The 21,400-nt window shown below is 49.9% G+C and carries 21 protein-coding genes; 3 read left to right on the top strand and 18 right to left on the bottom strand.

Translation table 11 applies throughout. The annotated features are described in order from the left end of the window. Window positions 1-5: 5 nt before the first annotated feature. The gene (rlmD, locus tag EXY25_RS08975; RefSeq protein ID WP_130566488.1) at window positions 6-1,379 is read right to left on the bottom strand and encodes a 23S rRNA (uracil(1939)-C(5))-methyltransferase RlmD; all 1,374 of its coding nucleotides are present in this window, start codon (window positions 1,377-1,379) and stop codon (window positions 6-8) included. Window positions 1,380-1,482: 103 nt separating this feature from the next. On the opposite strand from rlmD, the gene barA reads away from it, so the two are divergent. Then, the gene (gene barA, locus EXY25_RS08970; protein ID WP_130566487.1) at window positions 1,483-4,218 is read left to right on the top strand and encodes a two-component sensor histidine kinase BarA; all 2,736 of its coding nucleotides are present in this window, start codon (window positions 1,483-1,485) and stop codon (window positions 4,216-4,218) included. Window positions 4,219-4,254: 36 nt separating this feature from the next. Here the strand turns inward: barA and acpS are convergent, their stop codons facing one another. The 11 genes from acpS to rpoE all read right to left on the bottom strand — a co-directional run bounded on the left by acpS (window position 4,255) and on the right by rpoE (window position 13,186). After that, entirely contained in the window at window positions 4,255-4,635 is a 381-nt protein-coding gene (gene acpS, locus EXY25_RS08965; RefSeq protein WP_130566486.1) for a holo-ACP synthase, read from the bottom strand. A 2-nt stretch (window positions 4,636-4,637) separates the two neighbouring features. After that, on the bottom strand, window positions 4,638-5,375 hold the full coding sequence (gene pdxJ, locus EXY25_RS08960) for a pyridoxine 5'-phosphate synthase (protein ID WP_114337291.1): 738 nt from the start codon (window positions 5,373-5,375) through the stop codon (window positions 4,638-4,640). After that, window positions 5,372-6,106, bottom strand: coding sequence for a DNA repair protein RecO (recO, locus tag EXY25_RS08955; RefSeq protein ID WP_130566485.1), 735 nt, complete (start codon window positions 6,104-6,106; stop codon window positions 5,372-5,374). The genes pdxJ and recO overlap by 4 nt, the downstream gene beginning before the upstream one ends. After that, the gene (gene era, locus EXY25_RS08950; RefSeq protein ID WP_130566484.1) at window positions 6,107-7,009 is read right to left on the bottom strand and encodes a GTPase Era; all 903 of its coding nucleotides are present in this window, start codon (window positions 7,007-7,009) and stop codon (window positions 6,107-6,109) included. It abuts the gene before it with no gap. Then, window positions 6,999-7,676, bottom strand: coding sequence for a ribonuclease III (gene rnc / locus EXY25_RS08945; protein ID WP_114337288.1), 678 nt, complete (start codon window positions 7,674-7,676; stop codon window positions 6,999-7,001). The genes era and rnc overlap by 11 nt, the downstream gene beginning before the upstream one ends. Window positions 7,677-7,703: 27 nt before the next feature. Continuing rightward, a complete protein-coding gene (lepB, locus tag EXY25_RS08940) occupies window positions 7,704-8,621 on the bottom strand; it encodes a signal peptidase I (protein ID WP_114337287.1) in 918 nt (305 codons plus the stop codon). 9 nt (window positions 8,622-8,630) lie between these two features. Next, window positions 8,631-10,427, bottom strand: coding sequence for a translation elongation factor 4 (lepA, locus tag EXY25_RS08935; protein WP_130566483.1), 1,797 nt, complete (start codon window positions 10,425-10,427; stop codon window positions 8,631-8,633). Between the two features lie 63 nt (window positions 10,428-10,490). Beyond that, entirely contained in the window at window positions 10,491-10,976 is a 486-nt protein-coding gene (locus EXY25_RS08930) for a SoxR reducing system RseC family protein (RefSeq protein WP_130566482.1), read from the bottom strand. Then, window positions 10,976-11,962 carry a MucB/RseB C-terminal domain-containing protein gene (locus tag EXY25_RS08925; protein WP_130566481.1) on the bottom strand — a complete coding sequence of 329 codons (987 nt, stop codon included), beginning with the start codon at window positions 11,960-11,962 and terminating at the stop codon, window positions 10,976-10,978. Before EXY25_RS08925 ends, EXY25_RS08930 begins: the two co-directional genes overlap by 1 nt. Further along, entirely contained in the window at window positions 11,963-12,589 is a 627-nt protein-coding gene (locus EXY25_RS08920; RefSeq protein ID WP_114337283.1) for a sigma-E factor negative regulatory protein, read from the bottom strand. It abuts the gene before it with no gap. Window positions 12,590-12,607: 18 nt separating this feature from the next. Then, complete coding sequence (gene rpoE / locus EXY25_RS08915; protein WP_114337282.1) at window positions 12,608-13,186, bottom strand: RNA polymerase sigma factor RpoE; 579 nt, start codon at window positions 13,184-13,186, stop codon at window positions 12,608-12,610. 187 nt (window positions 13,187-13,373) lie between these two features. Between rpoE and nadB the strand changes: the two genes are divergently transcribed. Continuing rightward, complete coding sequence (gene nadB, locus EXY25_RS08910; RefSeq protein ID WP_114337281.1) at window positions 13,374-14,984, top strand: L-aspartate oxidase; 1,611 nt, start codon at window positions 13,374-13,376, stop codon at window positions 14,982-14,984. Here nadB and EXY25_RS08905 read toward each other — a convergent pair. After that, window positions 14,981-15,448 (bottom strand): protein YgfX, encoded by a 468-nt coding sequence (locus EXY25_RS08905; protein ID WP_342771984.1) that lies wholly within the window; start codon window positions 15,446-15,448, stop codon window positions 14,981-14,983. The two genes, nadB and EXY25_RS08905, sit on opposite strands and share 4 nt — an antisense overlap. Continuing rightward, window positions 15,435-15,686, bottom strand: coding sequence for an FAD assembly factor SdhE (locus tag EXY25_RS08900; RefSeq protein ID WP_114337279.1), 252 nt, complete (start codon window positions 15,684-15,686; stop codon window positions 15,435-15,437). Before EXY25_RS08900 ends, EXY25_RS08905 begins: the two co-directional genes overlap by 14 nt. 128 nt (window positions 15,687-15,814) lie before the next feature. Between EXY25_RS08900 and ygfZ the strand changes: the two genes are divergently transcribed. Continuing rightward, the gene (ygfZ, locus tag EXY25_RS08895) at window positions 15,815-16,798 is read left to right on the top strand and encodes a tRNA-modifying protein YgfZ (RefSeq protein WP_130566479.1); all 984 of its coding nucleotides are present in this window, start codon (window positions 15,815-15,817) and stop codon (window positions 16,796-16,798) included. A 23-nt stretch (window positions 16,799-16,821) separates the two neighbouring features. On the opposite strand, the gene EXY25_RS08890 is transcribed toward ygfZ, so the two are convergent. From EXY25_RS08890 to lysS, 4 genes are all read right to left on the bottom strand, one after another. Continuing rightward, entirely contained in the window at window positions 16,822-17,061 is a 240-nt protein-coding gene (locus EXY25_RS08890) for a hypothetical protein (protein ID WP_130566478.1), read from the bottom strand. A 310-nt stretch (window positions 17,062-17,371) separates the two neighbouring features. Continuing rightward, window positions 17,372-17,866 carry an acetolactate synthase small subunit gene (ilvN, locus tag EXY25_RS08885; protein ID WP_114337276.1) on the bottom strand — a complete coding sequence of 165 codons (495 nt, stop codon included), beginning with the start codon at window positions 17,864-17,866 and terminating at the stop codon, window positions 17,372-17,374. After that, entirely contained in the window at window positions 17,866-19,584 is a 1,719-nt protein-coding gene (locus tag EXY25_RS08880; protein WP_114337275.1) for an acetolactate synthase 3 large subunit, read from the bottom strand. Before EXY25_RS08880 ends, ilvN begins: the two co-directional genes overlap by 1 nt. A gap of 303 nt (window positions 19,585-19,887) precedes the next feature. Beyond that, window positions 19,888-21,369 (bottom strand): lysine--tRNA ligase, encoded by a 1,482-nt coding sequence (gene lysS, locus EXY25_RS08875; protein ID WP_130566477.1) that lies wholly within the window; start codon window positions 21,367-21,369, stop codon window positions 19,888-19,890. Window positions 21,370-21,400: the final 31 nt, after the last annotated feature.

Genomic DNA, 21,400 nt, shown 5'->3' with positions numbered 1-21,400 from the left:
AATGACTATTTCCTTACCTTAGCCTTTCCATCTTTGCGAAACAGGAGCATAGATTCAAGATGTGTTGTGTGTGGAAACATATCTATGATGCCCGCTTTCTCAATTCGATACCCCTGAGAGCAGAGTATTTCAGTATCTCTTGCCAGGGTAGCGGGATCACAAGAAACATAAACTAGCCGATGGGGAGCGAGCAAATGTATCTGCTCAGCAACCGCTTGTGCGCCTGCGCGAGCAGGATCTAACAGTACACCATCAAAAGGGCCATGGTTCTGTGCAAACTCGGTTAAGTCGCCATTCAAGTCAATCGTTTCAAATTGACAGCGGTCGGCCAACTCCAAGCGCTCGGCATTAGCCGCCGCCCGTTGATTCATCGCTTCAATCCCCTCCACGCCAATCACCTTGGCACCAACAGAGGCGATGGCGAAACTAAAATTACCCACACCGGAGAACAGATCGGCAATGGTTTCACCCGCTCTTGGCGCCAACCAGTCAACCGCCTGTGTCACCATGGCACGGTTGACCTGCTCATTGACCTGAATAAAGTGATTAGGCGCAAAACCGACATCCAGAGCTTGCTCCGCAACCGTTAGCTGATAATGGTAGATAGGCGCGGCCTCTCCCGTTAGCGTCTGCAGTGCACCACTATTACTCTCAGTTAACAGCTGCAGTGAATGTTGCTCAGCAAACTGCTGTACCAGGGTCAAGTCATCATTCCGCAGTTGATCAAGTTGGCGCAGGATCCATACCGTCCCCTCTTGCGACTGACAAACCTCCAGATGCGAGAATACTTTCGGACGCTTTAAACGCACTAACAGTTGGCGCAATAACTTAAAGCTAGATTGCAAAGATTCAGCCAATACCGGGCAGCTGTCGATCTCCACCAATGCCTTACTACTTCGCTGACGAAAACCCACTTTGAATTCGTTCTTGCCTTTACCAAACCAAATACTAATTCGGGCGCGACGACGGTAGCCCTGCGTCTCGCCAGAGATAGGTGCGTGCCAGTCTTCAGGTTCAGCGACATGGTGATCAGCCAACACTCTGGCGAGCCGTTTTTGCTTCACAACGCGCTGTCCTTCGGCAGACAGGTGCTGCAATGCACAGCCACCGCAATCACCAAAGTGGCTGCAAAATGGAGTGACCCGTTGCGCCGAGGCCTCGACTACTTTAATCAGCTTGGCGGTTTGAAAGCGCTTACGGCTGTCCGTCACCCGAGCCTCAACACGCTCGTTTGCCAGGGCACCATCGACGAACACGACGCGACCGTTATCTCTGGCAACGCCTTCCCCCTGATGATTAAGATCATCCACTTGCAACAGTAGTGACTGTTTACTGCTAGCGGCTTTCAACCGCTTGCTCGGCTTAAATATCTGCACCATGAAACGTTTACCTCGTCACGCCTTCGTTGTTCAGGCGGTACTCATTTTCTATCGAATATGACATTATTACCCGCATTGTAACGGCAGGGGTGAAGGAAACACCATGGCGACACTGGGCTTACGCTCTTGGGTGCTCATATTAACGCTGGCACCGACGGTATTGATCGGAGTCTTACTCGGCAGTTATTTCACCTTTCATAGCTTTCAACAGCTTGACGAAGAGTTAATTGAGCGAGGCAGTAATATTGTCGAACCACTGGCTATCGCCAGTGAGTATGGCATGCTGCACAACAGCCGCGAGATGCTTAAACGCTTGGTCGGTGTGTCTCACCGACGTCACTCTGAAACCGTGCGCGCCATCGCCATCTTCGATACTCGCCATAAGGTCTTTGTTACCAGCAACTACATACGCAACTTCAATACATTACGTTTGCCGCCAGGCTCCACCGTTCCACCGAATACCATGCTGGAGTACACCAGCAACGGCGATCTGATCCTGCGCACACCGATCCATCAAGAGTCTAACTTGTATGGCCTGAAGCCAGATGAACCCACGCCGATCATCGGCTATGTCGTTGCACAGTTGAATTCCGATGGCGCCGTGCTGGCGCAACATAGATCCGCACTGGCCGCAGGTATCATTGTAATGGTCGGCGTGATCCTCAACTTACTGTTCACCTTCCGTTTAGTAAAACAGGTCACCGAACCTATTTCGGAGATGGTAGATGCGGTAGATATGATCCGCCGTGGTCGACTCGACACCCGTGTCGCCGGTCCATTGATCGGCGAACTCGATGAACTGCGTCAGGGCATCAATGCCATGGCCAAATCTCTCGATGAATCCCACCTCGAGATGCAGCAGAACATCGATCAAGCCACCTCTGATCTGCGGGAAACGCTAGAACAGATCGAGATCCAGAATATTGAACTGGACATGGCGAAAAAACGGGCACAGGAAGCAAACCGGGTGAAATCCGAATTCCTTGCCAATATGAGTCACGAGTTGCGTACGCCGCTCAACGGGGTGATCGGCTTTACCCGTCAGCTGCTGAAAACGCCAATGACACCACAGCAAAAAGATTATCTGGTGACCATTGAAAAGTCCGCCAACAACCTGCTAACCATTATCAACGATATTCTCGACTTCTCTAAGCTCGAAGCGGGCAAGCTGCAGCTTGAGCAGATGCCGTTTATGTTGCGCGATACGATTTATGAAGTGGCCACGTTATTGGCTCCCAACAGCCATGAAAAAGGCTTAGAGATGGTTGTGCGGGTGATGGATAAAGTACCGGACAACCTGATTGGTGATGCCTTCCGTATTAAGCAGGTACTCACCAACTTAGTAGGTAATGCGGTGAAGTTCACTGATCAAGGCTCGGTTGAGATCAGTAGTAAGCTGCTGAAAGAGCATGAGGATAAAGTCACCCTCAAGATCATGGTGACAGACACAGGGATAGGGGTAAGTGAAGAGCAACAGAAATCTCTGTTCCAGGCCTTTGGCCAGGGGGATACCAGCATCACTCGTCGCTTCGGCGGCACCGGTTTAGGCTTAGTGATCTCACAACGCTTGGTTCACCAAATGGGCGGAGAGATGGGCTTTGACAGCACGCCCGGAGAATCCACTACCTTCTGGTTTACCTTATGTTGTACCCGCAGTCCGCTGCCACTAGGAGAGCCGCTACCACTAGATGCCGTATTCGAACAGTCCGTGTTAATTTACGAGCCCCAAGCTGCCAGCCGTCGTGCCCTGTCTGAACCACTGCTGAATTGGAATATCAATGTCGTTAGTGTCAGCGAGCCGTTCGAATGGCAGTATCAGCTCAATTCCGGTCAGCGTTTCCTGGCCACATTGATCAGCTGCGCCTCATGCGAAAAAGATATGTCACAGATGGGGCAACTTATCCGACAGGCTAAAGTATGCAGCAACCAAGTCATCGTGATCACCAATCACAGCGATCCGAATATCCACGACCGATTACGTGAACAGGGAGCCGATTATAGCTTGGCCAAACCGGTATCCCCTTCTAAAGTTTGCCGCTTAGTAGGCAACTTTAAGCCAGCAGAAAAAGTACAGCCAGTGAAGGTCGAGAGTAAAATCACCCGCCATGATGCGCGAGTGATGGCCGTCGATGACAACCCGGCGAATCTGAAACTGATTGCCGCTCTGCTGGATGATATCGTCAACGAAGTTGAGATCTGTGAAGATGGTGAATTCGCTGTCGAGAAAGCGCAAAAGCAGAGTTATGACCTGATCTTGATGGATATTCAGATGCCACGTATGGATGGCGTGACAGCGACCCAGGAGATCCGCAAAACAGAGTTAAATCGTTCAACCCCGATCATCGCAGTTACCGCCCATGCCATGAGTGGCGAACAGGAACGACTGCTATCTAAAGGAATGGATGACTATCTCACCAAACCAATCGACGAAGAGGCACTGCAACGCCTGCTATTACGGTGGATCCCGAAGCTCAACAGTCAAGGTACCAGCTTGGCGACAATAGATGGGATCGACTGGAGCCTCGCCCTCAAACGTGCTGGCGGCAGAGAAGCTCTCGCCCAAGAGATGCTACAGATGCTGCTGGATAGCCTGCCTGATGTCAAAACATCCTTAGATAACGCCTATCAGGAACAAGACCGAGAGCAGCTACTGCACCATGTTCATAAGCTCAATGGCGCTTGCTGTTACACTGGCGTACCGCAGCTCAACAAACTAGCAAATCAACTGGAAACACTACTTAAGCAGGGAATTGAACTACCGGACCTAGAGCCTGAGCTGCTGGAGATGCATGATGAAATTTCACTACTATTGGAAGCGGCAAAAGCCACACAGGCTTAATGGCGACTAGGATATAGAAGGAAAGGCCTGAGCCACTCAGGCCTCAATCAACACGGTTGCAACCGCAAAGTGGCGCTCATCACTGATACTCAACAGCCAATGAGTCCCCCCCAGGCGCTCAGCTTGTGCCAAAGCCGCGCCCGTCAGAGTCAGTTCAGGTTTACCCGCTGCATTATTGCCGATATGTATATTCTGAAAACTGACACCAGCAGCAATACCTGTACCTAACGCCTTTGCCGCCGCTTCTTTTGCAGCAAACCGTTTCGCTAAAAAGCGCGCCTGCTGCGATGTTTGCAGAAAGCGCTCCATTTCAACGGCGGTCAAAATACGTTCGGCAAAACGCTGGCCGCTACGAGCAAGCGCACTCTCAATACGCTCGACTTCAACGATATCCGTTCCCAGCCCAACAACTGGCATCTCTAAATTCCTAGTCTTGCTTCTTTCATCAACCGGCGCATATCAGCAACGGCTGTTGCCAGTCCATCAAAAGCAGCACGGGCGATGATCGAGTGGCCAATGTTAAGCTCTTCCAGCTCAGGGATCGCCGCGATTGGTTTGACATTGTGGTAATGCAAGCCATGGCCTGCATTAACTGTCAGGCCGAGACCATCGGCATAGGTCGCCGCTTCAGCAATACGCACAAGCTCTGCTTGCTGGACTTGCTCATCGGTTGCATCAGCATAATGGCCAGTATGCAATTCAATATAGGGCGCACCAGAGGCCTTAGCTGCATCAATTTGGGCTTTGTCTGCATCGATAAACAGCGACACCTTAATACCCGCCGCGGCTAGTTCACTCACCACCTGTGTCATCCGTGGCAACTGCCCTGCCACATCCAAGCCGCCTTCAGTGGTCAGCTCTTCGCGCTTCTCAGGCACTAAGCAGACAAACGTTGGCTGAGTTTCAATGGCGATCTTCACCATCTCATCGGTCGCAGCCATTTCCAGATTCATGCGGGTTTTCAGCGTATGCTTCAACAACGCCACATCACGATCCTGAATGTGTCGGCGATCTTCCCGCAGATGTACAGTAATGCCATCGGCACCGGCATTTTCAGACACTGCAGCCGCGTGAACAGGATCGGGGTAATTTGTGCCTCGGGCCTGACGGAGCGTGGCAATATGGTCAATGTTGACGCCCAGCAAAATCTCTTTCAAGGTCGTTTTCCTTTTAAAAAATGTGCAAATAGTTCACGGCTTTTTAATGGGCGCGAGCCTAGCTGTGATGATAGTGCCTGACGACAAATTAGCTTGGCGCTGCGCTGAACAGCTTCATTATCAAACGCTCCTCGCGCAATTGCCAGCAGATGTGCTCCAGGGTAGACACCCGTTACGGCAACGTCACTATGGCTTACTTGTGCTAGCCATCCCTGCTCAGGGATCCAGCGGTAACTCAACTGCTCAGACAGACAATGCCCTTCAGTATCACTCTGAAAGTCAATACCAAAGCCCAGGGTGTCTAATAGTAGGAGTTCAAATGGTCGTAGGATCTGATCTGGCACCATCTCTGCTGCCATTTGCGCTAACGCCGCCAACGCATCGCTATAAGAGGAGAATAGTTCAGAAACCGGCTCACTCTGTGGTAACAAGCGCACCAATAATTCATTCAGATAAAGAGCGGTATAAAGCGCACTGCCGGTAAATTGATAGGCGGCGGGTCCATCGGCTTCAGCATGCCTCAAGGAGAGCAGTTCACCGCGTCCAGAAAGCTCGACGAGTAGCGGTGTAAAGGGCTGCATTAACGCAGCGGTTCCTTTCGACTTCGAACGCGCGCCGCGGCATACCGCTCTGACATAGCCCAGATCCAGATGGAACAGGTCAACCAGCAAGCTGGTCTCCCGATATGGACGACGGTGCAGTAAAAAAGCGGATGCCGACTCGGCCGTCACTTAGTCCTCGCCATACCCCAAGCTACGTAATGCCCGCTCATCATCTGCCCAGCCACTCTTCACCTTTACCCATAGGTTCAAATTGACGCGACAATCAAATAGCGGCTCCATATCCAGACGTGCTTCACGGCCAATGGTTTTAAGCTTCTCTCCGCCCTTACCTATCACCATGCGCTTCTGGCCATCCCGCTCAACCAAGATCAAGCCGTTGATCTGAGCAACCCCGTTGGGCTGCATCTTAAACTGTTCGATCTCTACCGTGACTGAATAAGGCAGCTCCTGCCCAGTAAAACGCATCAGTTTTTCCCGAATGATCTCCGCCGCCATAAAACGCTGCGAGCGGTCGGTAATATAGTCTTCCGGATAGAAATGCTCACATTCAGGGAGAGAATCAATAACGAACTGACGCAACTCATCAACATGTTCGCCTTTACTGGCAGAGATCGGCATCACTCGTTCAAACGAAAAATCGGCAGCCAGTTTTTGAATGTGGGGCAATAACTCAGCTTTGTCCTTCACCTGATCCACTTTATTGATGGCCAAAACCACCGGCACTTTTTGCGCTTGGCGGATCTTAGTTAGCACCATCTCGTCATCTTCTGTCCAATGGGTGCCCTCAACCACGAAGATAACCATTTCAACATCAGCCAACGCACTAGACGCCGCACGGTTCATAAAGCGGTTGATCGCCCGCTGCTCTTCAATATGCAGCCCTGGGGTGTCAACAAACACAGCCTGCACCGGGCCTTCAGTCAAAATACCAAGAATACGATGACGTGTGGTTTGCGGTTTCTTTGAAGTAATTGAAACCTTCTGCTCCAGCAGCGCATTAAGCAATGTTGATTTACCAACATTAGGGCGGCCAACAATGGCAACGAGGCCAGCGCGAGTATTATCGCTCATGGGAAAGCTTCTCCAGGACCTGGGCAGCGGCATCTTGCTCTGCTTTACGTCGGCTCGGACCAGAAGCGGTGACCGCCTCATTCAACGGGCTGACCTGACAGGACACAGTAAATGTTTGATTATGTGCTTCACCTTCAATGTTGAGCACAGCATAGTCCGGTAGAGGTAATTTGCGACTCTGCAGGAGTTCCTGCAGTTGCGTTTTGGCATCTTTCTGGTGTTCACCAGGCTTGATCGCCTGCAACCGACTATCGTACCAGCTCAGTACTAAGGGCTCACACACCTGCATACCGCCATCAAGGTAAACGGCACCAATAATAGCTTCAACCGCGTCCGCTAAAATGGAAGCGCGACGAAAACCACCGCTTTTCAGCTCACCAGAGCCCAAACGTAAATAGTCTCCGAGCTTAAAATCTAACGCCAGTTCAGCCAGCGTGGTGCCTTTAACCAGCGTTGCCCTTAATCGGCTCAGATCACCTTCGCTCGCTTTCGGAAACTGCGCATAGAGTTTCTCTGAGATCACAAGACTAAGAATAGAGTCGCCAAGGAACTCTAACCGTTCATTATGACGACTACCGGCACTGCGGTGAGATAGTGCCTGTTCAAGCAACGCAATGTCCTTGAATTCATATCCCAATGCACGGCTTAAACGAGCAAGATTATCCATAGTTAACCACGCTACTATACAGTTGCACTACTCAATACCGCCAATACGACTAAAGCGAACACCAGTAGGTACCCAGCTGAAAAAGCTGTTGGGATCACGGTCAAATTCAAAGCTCATCCAGATAGCGACAGCCTGACCAACCAAATGAGTTTCAGGAACAAACCCCCAGAAGCGGCTATCAAGGCTATTGTCGCGGTTATCACCCATGACAAAGTAATGCTCTTTAGGTACTAACCACTCACCGGGACGTGAGCCTCGTTGACGGAAATAATTGACCCAAGGTTCACCACGGTCACGGTAGATAAGGATCTGATGGCTGACCTCACCTAACTTTTCTTCAAGACGATCGACAACACCACCGGCTGGATCTTTAAACTCATTGCGACCAACCACATCGGAAGCAACCAGCTTCAGCTCTGGGCAAGGCACCTGATCAACACAAGCGGGCTGGATATAAAGCTTCTTGTCTTTGTAGATGACGCGATCGCCCGGTAAACCAACGACACGCTTGATGTAATCGATCTGCGGCTGAGGCGGGTGCTTAAACACCACAATATCGCCCCTTTTAGGCTCACCTGTTTCCAGAAACTTAGTCCGGTTCAGCGGTTCACGCAGACCATAACTAAACTTCTCGACCAAGATAAAGTCGCCCACCAACAGGGTAGGCATCATTGAGCCTGACGGGATCTGGAACGGTTCATAGATAAATGAGCGCAGTACCAGCACGATCGCTATGACAGGAAAAAGTGATTCTGCGAACTCAAACACTCCTGGCCGAGGTGCCACGCGTTCTCTTGCTTCTTCATCAAGCTCTGTGCCTGCCGCAGTTTCGGCGGCGGCAACAGCCAACTTACGTTTTGGCGCGAACATCAACGCGTCGATCAACCACAAAACACCGGTGATCAGCGTGGCAAATACCAAAATAGATGAAAATATTCCCGCCATCTTACTTCCTTAAGACTTCTTTCCTACCTGAAGAACGGCGAGGAAGGCTTCTTGTGGTACTTCCACATTACCCACCTGCTTCATCCGTTTCTTACCCTCTTTCTGCTTCTGCAGCAGCTTCTTCTTACGACTAACATCACCGCCGTAACATTTGGCGATTACGTTCTTCCGCAACTGCTTCACCGTACTACGAGCAATAACATGATTACCGATAGCTGCTTGAATAGCGATATCGAACATCTGCCGCGGGATCAGCTCTTTCATCTTATCGACCAGATCGCGACCACGACCCAGCGAATTATCTTTATGGGTGATCATAGCAAGCGCATCAACGCGATCACCGTTAATCAACACATCAACCCGTACCATATCCGCCGGTTCAAAGCGGACAAAATTGTAATCCAACGATGCGTAACCGCGACTGGTAGACTTCAAGCGGTCAAAGAAATCCATCACCACTTCGGCCATTGGGATCTCATAGGTCAGCGCCACCTGCTTACCGTGATAATTCATCTCTTTTTGCACGCCACGCTTTTCGATACAAAGCGTGATGACATTACCCAAGTACTCTTGTGGCACTAAGATATGTGCTTCAACGATCGGCTCACGGATCTCGTGAATATTATTCACTGGCGGCAGATCAGACGGATTGTCGACGCTAAGTAGCTCGCCATCGGTAGTTTCTACCTGATAGCCCACCGTCGGTGCGGTGGTGATCAATTCAAGGTCGTACTCACGCTCTAAGCGTTCCTGAATGATCTCCATGTGCAACATGCCCAAGAATCCAATCCGGAAACCAAAGCCAAGAGCGTTAGAGTTTTCAGGTTCATAGAACAGTGATGCGTCATTCAGGCTCAATTTAGCCAAGGCATCACGAAACGCTTCATAGTCATCCGAGCTTATTGGGAACAAGCCAGCATAAACCTGAGGCTTTACCTTTTTGAATCCTGGCAACGGTAACTCTGCACCGTTGCGTGCCAAGGTCAGGGTATCGCCCACTGGCGCGCCGTGGATCTCTTTGATGCCACAAACCACCCAACCCACTTCACCGCAATTCAAACCGTCAGTATCTTCTCGCTTCGGCGTAAAAATACCGATGCGATCGATGCCCCAGATCTGGCCGGTACTCATCACCTTGATCTTGTCGTGTTTCTTCAACGAGCCATGCTTAATCCGCACCAAAGATACGACGCCAAGGTAAGAGTCAAACCAAGAATCAATAATCAAAGCCTGAGTTGGCGCTTCTGGATCACCTTCAGGGGCTGGAATGTCGCGAACAATGGTTTCAAGCACTTTGTCTACGCCCAAGCCGGTTTTCGCTGAACAGGTCACAGCATCAGTGGCTTCAATACCAACAATGTCTTCAATCTCTTCCGCCACCCGCTCAGGATCTGCCTGTGGCAAGTCGATTTTGTTCAGGACAGGAACAACTTCCAGATCCATCTCAATGGCGGTGTAACAGTTCGCAACGGTTTGCGCTTCTACCCCCTGACCTGCATCCACCACCAACAAGGCACCTTCACAGGCTGCCAGGGAACGCGAAACCTCATAGGAGAAGTCGACGTGTCCCGGTGTATCAATGAAATTCAGCTGGTAGGTTTCACCATCCTGCGCTTTGTAGTTAAGCGTAACGCTTTGCGCTTTAATTGTGATACCACGTTCCCGTTCCAGATCCATAGAATCCAGAACCTGAGCTTCCATTTCGCGGTCACTTAGGCCACCACAGGTATGAATAAGGCGATCAGATAAGGTCGACTTACCATGGTCAATGTGGGCGATAATTGAAAAATTACGGATATGCTTCATGTAGGCAGAAACCAGTTAAACCGAAGGAGTGCGTTAACAAGCGGGCAATTCTACCCTGTTTAATCAAACGTCGCTATCTTGCTGTGTCGAAGAAAGCGTCAATGGCAGTTCATCACCCTGTAAAATCTTAATCTGACAGGCAGGATCCCGTTCATATTGGCGTGCCCGGTGACGAGCAAATAGCCAGCCAGCAACACCGCCTAACACAGCAGCAACAATCTGCATTGGTTCGTTATGGCTACCGCTAAGCTGCTGAAGCATAGAGATAATGATGGCACCAAACAATGCGCCAGCAATCGGCGATAGATAGACTAAAACAGCGCCGGTAATTAAGGTTTTTTCAGGTAGTGCAACGCGAACAGTTTGTCCCTGTTGCAAGTGGCCGGGATCTGGCAGCAGCATTCGGTGCAAACGGTGGCCAAACGCTTTTGCTACCACGCCATTGCCACAACCTTTATCACTACAGGCATCACAGGCGCTTTTTTGCAGGCTTTCCAGCTCAACCCAGCCGTCATGACATCGCACTACCCGTGCTTCTTCAACAAACATTAAGGCCGTTCCTTAGGCTTAGGTTTGTTCACCACAGGATAAATGGTTTCAGCGATACGTTGGGCTGTTTCCGGCGGCAACCTGCCAACAACGGTGATCTCAATACCGGAATTAATCAAACTAAATAGAGAAAGAGCGCCTCGAGTGACCAAACTGCCACGTTCTTCTGTGTCATCAACCTTGTTGATATAGACAGAGAACTTTATTAGCCCATCGCTGAACATCATATAATCGACGACGTCATTTATCAGCGCCAGACGATGTTGGTCTTTACCAACAAGTTCAAACCCTGATGGTGTCCAGCCCACCCGCCACTCAACCAACTCTCGTTCTGTTGACTTGGCTGGCGTAGCAACCGTTTGTGGGAACTCTGAGGTCGCAATAGCTTTGAGATGAGCCGACGGTTCATCTAACAGTTGCAGGGATACCACTTGCAGTTGCTCGACCAGATCCCCTTCACTGCTAATCACATCTGCACGCAGCATGAAACCAGTTTCAATATCTGCCCACACTAAAAGACCAAACCGATCCGCTTCATTAGGTGTAATGCGGATCAACTGGGCAATACGACCAGCAGTGCGACTACGTCCGCCCAAAACAAACTGATAGTTCTCAGCAATAGACTTAAAACCACGTAAGAAAGCCCGAGGTATGGGACCATCCATCTGCCCAGCTTTCAATGAATAAGCAGTGCGTTCGGACTCCAAGTAAGAAACCGTTTCCCCTTTACGCACAATATCCCGCATTGGCCCGTTGAGATAGCTCAAATGACTAATCTCGACGCCATCAACAAAGCCATGTTCGAATCTCAACGGCTCAATTCGGCCACCGAAATTCTGTACCATAGAGATTACATAGGTTTGCTGGCGGAAAGCATCCACCATACGACTTAAAAGAAGTTCGGGCGCTTCAGCGCCCGATGCAGAAAAAACAGTGCAGGAGAGTAACAGGCCGGTGAACAACGACCTGATTAGAGGTAACTTCATCTAGCGTTCTTCAGATCCTTTATCAGTATCTGTGGCTAACTCATCAGCAGGATCAAGCTGTTCCATCGGCTGTAAACGGCGCTGCTGTTCATGATCTTGCAAGTAAGCGTTGATACGGCGGCGCTGCTCAATAATTCGCATCTGTTGTGCTTTCGCTTCGTCACTCGGCTCCGCTTCTACTGGTGCAGCAGATAAACTGACCGGTGCAGCTAAACCAGTTAATGGCGTGGTATTAAGTACAGGTGTTGGAATTTCACTATTACCAGGCTGGTTATACTGTTGCACACCAAGCACGGCTACCGCAGCGACAGTCGCGGCAATCGCATATTGCCCCAGCTGCTTGAATAGCGGCACCACCTTGCCCGGTTGCACAGCCGCCGACGGCTCACTTTTAGGCGCAAGGATAGTCGGTTCATCTTCCAAGGCTGCCGCAACTCGGCTAGTCAAATCAATATCGATTGCTGGCGGCATCTCACCGCGGATAGCATCGCCAATCAATTGATAGCGCGAATAGGTATCCTGCAACTCTTGATCTTCGAGCAACGCATCGATCATGTCATCACTGATAGCGTCATCAACCTGATTATCTATCCAAGATGAAAGACGTTGCTGTTTATCTGCAGCCATTTTTATCTACCTCTGACGTTAACGTTCTATTAACGGCTTAACTTGTTTGTCTATCGCTTCGCGAGCCCGGAATATACGTGATCTCACCGTACCAACCGGACACTCCATCACTTCAGCGATCTCTTCGTAACTCAATCCTTCCAGCTCACGCAGGGTGATCGCAGTTTTCAAATCCTCGGGCAAAGTATCAACAGTATCGAAGACCATTTGTCTGATCTCATCTGTTAACACCAAGCTCTCTGGCGTTGATACATCGCGTAGTGCGCTAGCCCCTTCATAATACTCAGCCTCTTCAGGCTCAATATCATTCGCGGGTGGTCGTCGCCCCTGTGATACCAAGTAGTTCTTGGCGCTATTCACAGCAATACGATACAACCACGTATAAAACGCACTTTCGCCTCTAAAACCAGGTAATGCCCGATATGCTTTTATAAAAGCTTCCTGCGCTACATCAGGCACATCGCCTTGATTTTTAACGTAACGAGAAATCAGGTTAATTACCTTGTGCTGGTATTTTTGTACCAACACATTAAAGGCTCTCTTGTCCCCTTGCTGGACACGTTCGACCAGCTTCTGGTCGATTTGCTGCTCGCTCATTCGAGCTTCCACTCCACTTGAATTACCGCTTCCGAACTGGAGGCTCTAAGCATGCACACATTCATAGACTGCCGTTAAATTAATTAGTTCGAAAGAATGTTAAATAATTTTACTTGATGACAGAAAGTGTATCTCAGGTCACAGTTCAGCTAACATAGGCATCTGAATTAATTGACCATGATAACGTATGACGGAGCAAATTGAACACAGCTATGATGTGTTGATTATCGGTAGTGGTGCCGCGGGGCTCTCCCTAGCGCTACAATTGGGTCAACACGCAACCGTTGCAGTCCTTAGTAAAGGGCCTGTGCGTGAAGGTGCAACCTTCTACGCTCAGGGCGGCATAGCCGCAGTCTTCGATGCCAGCGATAGCGTTGATTTTCATGTTCAAGACACACTGACGGCGGGTGCCGACCTTTGCGATGAAGCGGCGGTGCGATATACCGCCAGCAGCGCCAGAGAAAGCATCCAGTGGCTAATCGATCTAGGCGTGCCCTTTGACCAGGTCGATTCACCCGGCGATGAACCCACTTACCATCTCACTCGTGAAGGCGGCCACAGCCATCGCCGCATTCTTCATGCCGCCGATGCCACCGGCAAAGCAGTACAAACCACTTTGGTTGATCGGGTAAAAGCTTGCGATAACGTGACCCTGCTCGAGCGCTACAATGCTGTGGACCTGATCACCGGCCAGAAACTGGGCACCGACAACGATCTCTGCCACGGCGCCTATGTTTGGAACCGGAACAAAGAGGTCGTCGAAGTGATCCGCGCTCGTTTCGTCGTCCTTGCGACGGGTGGTGCCAGTAAGGTGTACCAATACACAAGTAATCCGGATGTCTCCAGTGGCGATGGTATCGCCATGGCTTGGCGTGCTGGCTGTCGGGTGGCAAACATGGAGTTCAATCAATTTCATCCAACCTGTCTGTTTCATCCCGAAGCCCGTAACTTCCTACTCACCGAAGCCTTACGAGGCGAAGGCGCGAAGCTGAAACGTCCTGACGGCACCCGTTTCATGCCTGACTACGATCCGCGGGAGGAGTTAGCACCCCGGGATATTGTGGCCAGAGCGATAGATCATGAGATGAAGAGATTAGGCGCTGATTGCGTCTATCTCGATATCTCCCACAAGCCCGATGAATTTGTCAAAGACCACTTCCCAACCATTTATGCTAAATGCCTAGAGCTAGGCATCGATATTACCAGTGAGCCAATCCCGGTAGTGCCGGCCGCACATTACACCTGTGGTGGTGTAATGGTCGATCTGCATGGGCGTAGCGATCTCAACAACCTCTACGCGATCGGTGAGGTCACCTACACCGGCCTCCATGGCGCCAATCGTATGGCCAGCAACTCGTTGTTAGAGTGTGTTGTTTTTGCCCATGCCGCCGCCAAAGATATTTTGCAAAGATTAGATTCGCAGCCAAGTGCCCCCACATTGCCCGCCTGGGATGAAAGTCAGGTCACCTGTTCAGACGAGGAGGTAGTGTTACAGCACAACTGGCACGAACTTCGGCTATTTATGTGGGACTATGTTGGTATCGTGCGAACAACTAAGCGTTTAGAGCGTGCGCTACGCCGCATACAATTGCTCAAGCAGGAGATCTTTGAGTACTACAGCTACTTCAGGGTAAGTAACAACCTATTGGAACTAAGAAACTTAGTCGAGGTAGCGGAACTGATCGTCCGCTCGGCTATGGAGCGTAAAGAGAGTCGTGGCCTGCACTACACCTTGGATTATCCAAAGACATTGCCTGCCAGTAAACCGACGATTTTGGATCCTAGGAAAGCACCTTAGGTCTGAGACGACTTTCCGTGAGTGGTGTTGGTATGCCGCTGATACAATAATACACGGCACAGTCGGCGGTAGTCTGTATCTGACAGGCTATCGCGCCAGATCCAAGGTTGTCGCCAATTTTTTGGTAAATCACGTTTATCTTCAGCACTGCAAAGCGCCACACGGCAGCACCAATCATTCACCAAGCAGCGATCTGTTAAGCTGGCGGACAACGGCACATCCCCCGGCAGAAGCAATGTAACGCGGTTATCGTAGCCGACAACGATACGTCCACTAGCGCTTAGGATCTGGCGGTGGAAACCTATCCCCCACACAACTAACAGTGCGCTAATAACAGCGACGATTAGAGCGCTCAGCAAATTCGATGCAGATGCGCAAAGAACTACAACGACAAAACAGAGCAAAAACCAAAACAACCTCAATGCTATGGTGCTAGGTTGAATAACGAGTTCAAATCGCTCCACTGTGGTCACGAACCCGTTTAATCATGGCCGCCAACGCCTCATCGTCACAATGTTCATGCCCCATAAACCAAGCAAAAAGCTCAGGGTCATCTCTAGTCAACAAGCGTTCGAAAGTCTGCTGGTCCTGTGCAGAAAGGTTAGGATATTCAGGAACGAAGGGCTCTAGAATAACATCCAGCTCTAACATGCCTCTACGGCAAGCCCATTTAAGTCGCGCCAGCTTTTCTCTAAGTTCCATATGGAGTCATCACATCGTTATTTGATCAACTGGGCTCATGCTAACATAGGCCCAATCGCAGACGTATCCCTTGAAAGCGAAACTGTGAGCCCCCAATTAGTAGCTTCAAATCGTTAAGGATCAAAGTCATGAGTCTAGCCGCCACCTCTTTAGAACAGTCTAACAACAAGCTGTTAGCTGATATTGTTGTCGCTCCACTCAATTCGTTGGCGATCACTGAGATTTCCGGTGAGGATAGGCGCAGCTACCTGCAGGGACAAGTGACTTGTGATGTCAACCAGCTGCTATCTGGGCACTATCAATGGGGCGCGCAGTGCGATTTTAAGGGCAAAGTGTGGACAACATTCTTGCTTTCGGAAAATGCCGAGACACTGCTCATGCTGCATGGGCAAGCAAGCCAATCCCCCGCATTAGCTGAATTGAAGAAGTTTGCTGCGTTTGCCAAAGCAGAAATCAACGACCAGACAGAGCAGTGGCAGCGTTTCGGCATTATGGGGGACAAAGCCACCACACTGCTTAAAACCTGTTATAGCAAGCTACCAGACAGTAACGAAACCGTCGTAGCCTGCTCTGACGGCCTAATTTTCTATATTCCATCCCCCAAACCTAGATATTTACTGTTATTACCAACGGGGGCGGTTCTTCCTGCGCCACTCAATGCTGCACCACAAGAGAGTGAACAATTGTGGCAATTGCTGGACATTGAAGCGGGCTACCCCAACTTAGAGCCCCCCTTAATACAAAAATACGTCCCGCAAATGCTAAACCTGCAGGCGCTCGGCGGTATTAGCTTCAAAAAAGGCTGCTATATCGGCCAGGAAACCGTCGCCAGAATGAAATACCTGGGAAAAAACAAGCGAACGATGTTTATTCTTCAAGGCAACTTTGGCGCGGAAGTACAGGCCGGAAGTGAGTTAGAACAGGCAACAAACGATAGCTGGCGACCAGCCGGGCTTGTGCTATCGGCGGTCAGTATCAATGGCTCAGGTAAACTGCTGGCAGTGATGCCATCTGATAGCTCAGCAGACAGTGAGTATCGGATAAAAACGGAAGCAGACAGTCGTGTAACCATAGCCCCTCTGCCCTACCCATTAGCAGAGCAAGAGAGCTAGTTAAGCAAGCGTAAGCAAGTTGGTCAATGGCGAACGGGATCCCGCTTGCCATCACTATGCCGTCGCTTCACTTCGGAACTCGATATTAGCGGTATATTTTGCCGCTTCATCAAATATTCCAACCCCAGCATACAGGAAGAGAACAGCAGCGCAGACGCGCTTAGAAACGCGAAGCTGGTTTCCTGACTTGCTTGATACACCCAGAATCCAACCACGGGTGATAACAGCAAACAACAGATAGAAAGTAGTAAAGGTGAGCGCATGTTCAATCCTCCATGACACAGCGCAAGCCACACAATTGAGCGTAGACCTAAAACTAAACTTGCTCCAGAAATTGCTTAAAAACAAAATAATATGGCTAGCACGATCGCAGTACTGCTGCGTAGCTGAGTAGTCAATTTTCGCAAACAAATATGGCCATTTAACACGCTCCTTCCACGCCCTTTCAGCGCTCTCCGCCACAGGAAAATATACACAGGGCGTTAACTCACGTACCGCAGCCAACAAGCTGGCTCACAAGCATAAAAAAACCACCCGCAGGTGGTTTTTATTAACGTCGATGAGCGATAGGTATTAGGGTCTTAATGCTCGCTCACCACGAGAGATGCCTGAAACACCACTGCGGACGACTTCAACTATCTCTGTCGTTTCTTTCACGGCATCAATGAAAGCGTCCAACTTATCTGACGGCCCGGCAAGTTGCACGGTGTAGAGAGTCGGTGTTACATCAACGATCTGACCGCGGAAGATATCACTGGTACGCTTGATCTCTTCGCGAGTATCACCGCTAGCACGCATCTTCACCAACATCAGTTCACGCTCAATATGAGCCGCTTCAGACAGGTCGGTGATCTTTAACACGTCGATTAACTTATTCACCTGCTTGGTGATCTGTTCAATCACATGGTCATCACCAAAGGTAGTCACAGTGATCCGTGACAAGCTACGATCATCGGTCGGTGCTACCGTCAATGACTCAATATTGTAACCACGCTGGGAGAACAAGCCGATAATGCGGCTTAACGCGCCAGGTTCATTCTCCAACAATATAGAAAGAATACGCCGCATTAGGTTCGCTCCGTCTTCGATAAAAACATTTCATCCATCGCCCCGAACTTGATCTGCATCGGGTAGACATGCTCCGCTTGATCCACATGAATATCTAGGAACACCAGCTTGTCTTTCATTGCGAACGCTTTTTCCATCGCCGGCTGCAGCTCTTCAGGCTTAGTCACCTTGATACCAACATGGCCGTAAGCTTCTACCAACTTCACCCAATCTGGCATCGACTCCATGTAGGAATGGCTGTGGCGATTGCTATAGAACATATCCTGCCACTGCTTCACCATGCCAAGCTGCGCATTGTTCAATGACACAATCTTCACTGGGATGTCGTACTGCAAGCAGGTGGATAGCTCCTGAATATTCATCTGAATACTGCCATCGCCCGTAACACAAGCGACCTGAGCATCAGGAAACGCACGTTTTACACCCATAGCGGCTGGGAAGCCGAAGCCCATGGTGCCTAGCCCACCAGAGTTGATCCAGCGGCGTGGTTTATCAAACGGGTAGTAAAGCGCTGCAAACATCTGATGCTGTCCGACATCAGAGGTGACATACGCATCACCATCAGTTGCCTTGTACAGGGCTTCAATCACCTGCTGCGGCTTTATTTTCTCATCGCTTTTGACGTAATCCAAACAGCGGGCTTTGCGCCAACCGTCGATAGTTTGCCACCAGCTTTCCAGACTCGCTTCATCCAACGAAGCACCAGAACCGTCTAACTGCGTTAGCATCTGCTTCAGCACGGTATCGGCAGCACCCACAATAGGCACATGAGCCATGATAGTTTTGGAAATCGATGCAGGATCGATATCAATATGCAATACCGTCGCATCAGGACAGAATTTGGCAACGTTGTTCGTCACTCGGTCATCAAAGCGTGCGCCGACTGCTAGAATGCAGTCGCTGTGATGCATCGCCTTATTCGCCTGCAAGGTACCATGCATCCCTAACATACCAAGAAACTGATCATGAGTACCTGGAAACGCCCCCAATCCCATCAAGGTATTAGTGACCGGTAAATTGAGCCGTTCAGCCAGCGCAGTTAATGCTTCTGAAGCTTCGCCGATAACCGCTCCACCACCTGCGTATAGCACAGGTCGCTTAGCCTGCAGCAGAATATCCAACGCTTTCTTAATCTGCCTTCCATGCCCTTTGGTAGTCGGGTTGTAGGAGCGCATCTTAATATCGGTTGGCAGATTGTATTCAAATTTATGCAGCGGATTCTGGCAATCCTTAGGCAGATCCACCACCACTGGGCCAGGGCGCCCAGTCGACGCGATATAAAAGGCTTTTGCAATCGCGTCTGGGATCTCTTCTGCTTTCTTCACCAAAAAACTGTGCTTAACGATAGGACGAGAACAACCGAACATGTCGGTTTCCTGAAAAGCGTCCATTCCGATCAGAGACGTAGGCACCTGTCCCGACAAAACAACCAGCGGAATGGAATCCATATACGCGGTCGCAATACCCGTCAGCGTATTTGTCGCGCCAGGGCCAGAGGTTACGAGCGCCACACCCACCTTACCGGTGGCTCGAGAAAAACCGTCCGCGGCATGCACTGCAGCCTGTTCATGACGCACCAGAATATGTTCCATATCTGGCTGCTGAAACAACGCATCATAAATATCCAGAACTGAGCCACCAGGGTAGCCAAATATAGACTTTACGCCGAGGTCCTTCAGGCTTTGGACCACCATTTCGGCGCCAGAGAGCATCTTCACCGTCTCTTCCTCTTATTCTTTGAAATTATCAATACAGCCATTGTCAATATTATTTATCAAATTTACCAATTTAAGCTCAGTAAACCTGGCTGTACGCAGAGTGACAGACTCGGCTATATGAGGTTGAAAGTCAACCGGATCTCGCCGTAAAACACCCTATCAAAAACCAGTTTAAACAGGCATAGGCATTGATAAATCGATGGAAAACAAATGGGAGGCCTAAGGCCTCCCATTTAACGTCAATCATTTAGCACTTATAGCGCGCAGTTTGAAACAAACTCGCGCTGAAAAAGTGGCGTCAAATTAGTTCTGTGGACGCAATGCTGGGAACAACACCACATCACGAATAGTATGACTGTCAGTAAACAACATCACCAAACGATCGATACCAATGCCCTGCCCAGCGGTTGGCGGTAAGCCGTGCTCTAACGCCGTAATATAGTCTTCATCGAAGAACATCGCTTCATCATCACCGGCGTCTTTCTGCTCCACTTGATGACGGAACCGATCCGCCTGATCTTGTGCATCGTTGAGCTCCGAGAAACCATTAGCGATCTCACGACCACCAACAAAGAACTCAAAACGGTCAGTGATAAACGAGTCGTTGTCATTACGACGAGCCAGCGGCGACACTTCAGCCGGATACTCGGTAATAAAGGTAGGTTGAATTAAGCGATGCTCAACCGTCTCCTCGAAGATCTCACAGATAACCTTGCCTAAGCCCCACGACTTCTGCACTTCGATCTTCAGATCTTTAGCCACTTCCGTTGCCGTTTCCAAAGAGCCTAATTGATCCATGGTCACTTCAGGGTTGTATTGCAAAATCGATTCTTTCATCGGCAAACGAATAAACGGCGCACCAAAATCAAACTCTTCTTCACCGTACTTAACCACACTGTCACCCAAGACTTGCTGAGTCACGCTACGCAGCATCTCTTCAGTCAGATCCATCAGATCATTGTAATCCGCATACGCCATATAGAATTCCATCATGGTGAATTCAGGATTATGACGTGGCGATAGGCCTTCGTTGCGGAAGTTACGGTTGATTTCGAACACCCGCTCAAACCCACCAACGACCAAACGCTTCAGATAAAGCTCAGGCGCAATACGCAGGTACATGTCGATATCGAGCGCATTGTGGTGAGTGATGAATGGACGGGCAGATGCACCACCAGGGATCACCTGCATCATCGGCGTTTCTACTTCCATAAAATCGCGCTGATTCATGAACTGGCGGATCGCTTCAATGATTTTTGAACGCACCATAAAGGTTTGGCGAGACTGCTCGTTCATAATCAAATCAACATAACGCTGGCGATAGCGCTGTTCCTGATCGGTCAAACCATGAAATTTTTCTGGTAGCGGGCGCAGTGCCTTAGTGAGCAACTTGTACTCTTCCATATTGACGTAAAGATCACCCTTGCCGGATTTATGCAGTGCGCCTTTTACGCCAATAATGTCGCCGATATCCAGACCGCCGATCTCTTTCAACTCTTTCTGTACGTCTTTAGCGGCATAAGCTTGAATACGGCCACTCATATCCTGTACGGCAAGAAAAGGACCACGCTTTGCCATCACCCGACCGGCAATCGCTACCTGCAAACCTAAAGCTTCCAACTCTTCTTTGCTCTTATCGCCGTGCTCAGCTTGCAGGTTGTTGGCCAAACAATCTCGACGCCAATCATTAGGGTGACCATTGGCTTTACAATCCTGACGGATCTGATCGAGTTTGCCACGCCGTTCGGCGATCAGTTTGTTTTCGTCCTGTACCTGCTCAGTCATTTCTCAACCTTTAGGATAAATTTTGATGCCA

This window comes from Corallincola spongiicola (assembly GCF_004284785.1).
Classification (GTDB): Bacteria; Pseudomonadota; Gammaproteobacteria; order Enterobacterales; family Neiellaceae; genus Corallincola; species Corallincola holothuriorum.
Note: the sequence above shows the minus strand (reverse complement) of the source record. Positions and strands in the feature narration are given on the sequence as shown.

Excerpts from the sequence above, each read along its gene's own strand:
- rlmD (WP_130566488.1), bottom strand. The coding sequence starts at position 1,379 with ATGGTGCAGATATTTAAGCCGAGCAAGCGGTTGAAAGCCGCTAGCAGT.
- barA (WP_130566487.1), top strand. The coding sequence starts at position 1,483 with ATGGCGACACTGGGCTTACGCTCTTGGGTGCTCATATTAACGCTGGCA.
- acpS (WP_130566486.1), bottom strand. The coding sequence starts at position 4,635 with ATGCCAGTTGTTGGGCTGGGAACGGATATCGTTGAAGTCGAGCGTATT.
- era (WP_130566484.1), bottom strand. The coding sequence starts at position 7,009 with ATGAGCGATAATACTCGCGCTGGCCTCGTTGCCATTGTTGGCCGCCCT.
- rnc (WP_114337288.1), bottom strand. The coding sequence starts at position 7,676 with ATGGATAATCTTGCTCGTTTAAGCCGTGCATTGGGATATGAATTCAAG.
- lepB (WP_114337287.1), bottom strand. The coding sequence starts at position 8,621 with ATGGCGGGAATATTTTCATCTATTTTGGTATTTGCCACGCTGATCACC.
- lepA (WP_130566483.1), bottom strand. The coding sequence starts at position 10,427 with ATGAAGCATATCCGTAATTTTTCAATTATCGCCCACATTGACCATGGT.
- EXY25_RS08930 (WP_130566482.1), bottom strand. The coding sequence starts at position 10,976 with ATGTTTGTTGAAGAAGCACGGGTAGTGCGATGTCATGACGGCTGGGTT.
- EXY25_RS08925 (WP_130566481.1), bottom strand. The coding sequence starts at position 11,962 with ATGAAGTTACCTCTAATCAGGTCGTTGTTCACCGGCCTGTTACTCTCC.
- EXY25_RS08920 (WP_114337283.1), bottom strand. The coding sequence starts at position 12,589 with ATGGCTGCAGATAAACAGCAACGTCTTTCATCTTGGATAGATAATCAG.
- rpoE (WP_114337282.1), bottom strand. The coding sequence starts at position 13,186 with ATGAGCGAGCAGCAAATCGACCAGAAGCTGGTCGAACGTGTCCAGCAA.
- nadB (WP_114337281.1), top strand. The coding sequence starts at position 13,374 with ATGACGGAGCAAATTGAACACAGCTATGATGTGTTGATTATCGGTAGT.
- EXY25_RS08900 (WP_114337279.1), bottom strand. The coding sequence starts at position 15,686 with ATGGAACTTAGAGAAAAGCTGGCGCGACTTAAATGGGCTTGCCGTAGA.
- ygfZ (WP_130566479.1), top strand. The coding sequence starts at position 15,815 with ATGAGTCTAGCCGCCACCTCTTTAGAACAGTCTAACAACAAGCTGTTA.
- EXY25_RS08890 (WP_130566478.1), bottom strand. The coding sequence starts at position 17,061 with ATGCGCTCACCTTTACTACTTTCTATCTGTTGTTTGCTGTTATCACCC.
- ilvN (WP_114337276.1), bottom strand. The coding sequence starts at position 17,866 with ATGCGGCGTATTCTTTCTATATTGTTGGAGAATGAACCTGGCGCGTTA.
- lysS (WP_130566477.1), bottom strand. The coding sequence starts at position 21,369 with ATGACTGAGCAGGTACAGGACGAAAACAAACTGATCGCCGAACGGCGT.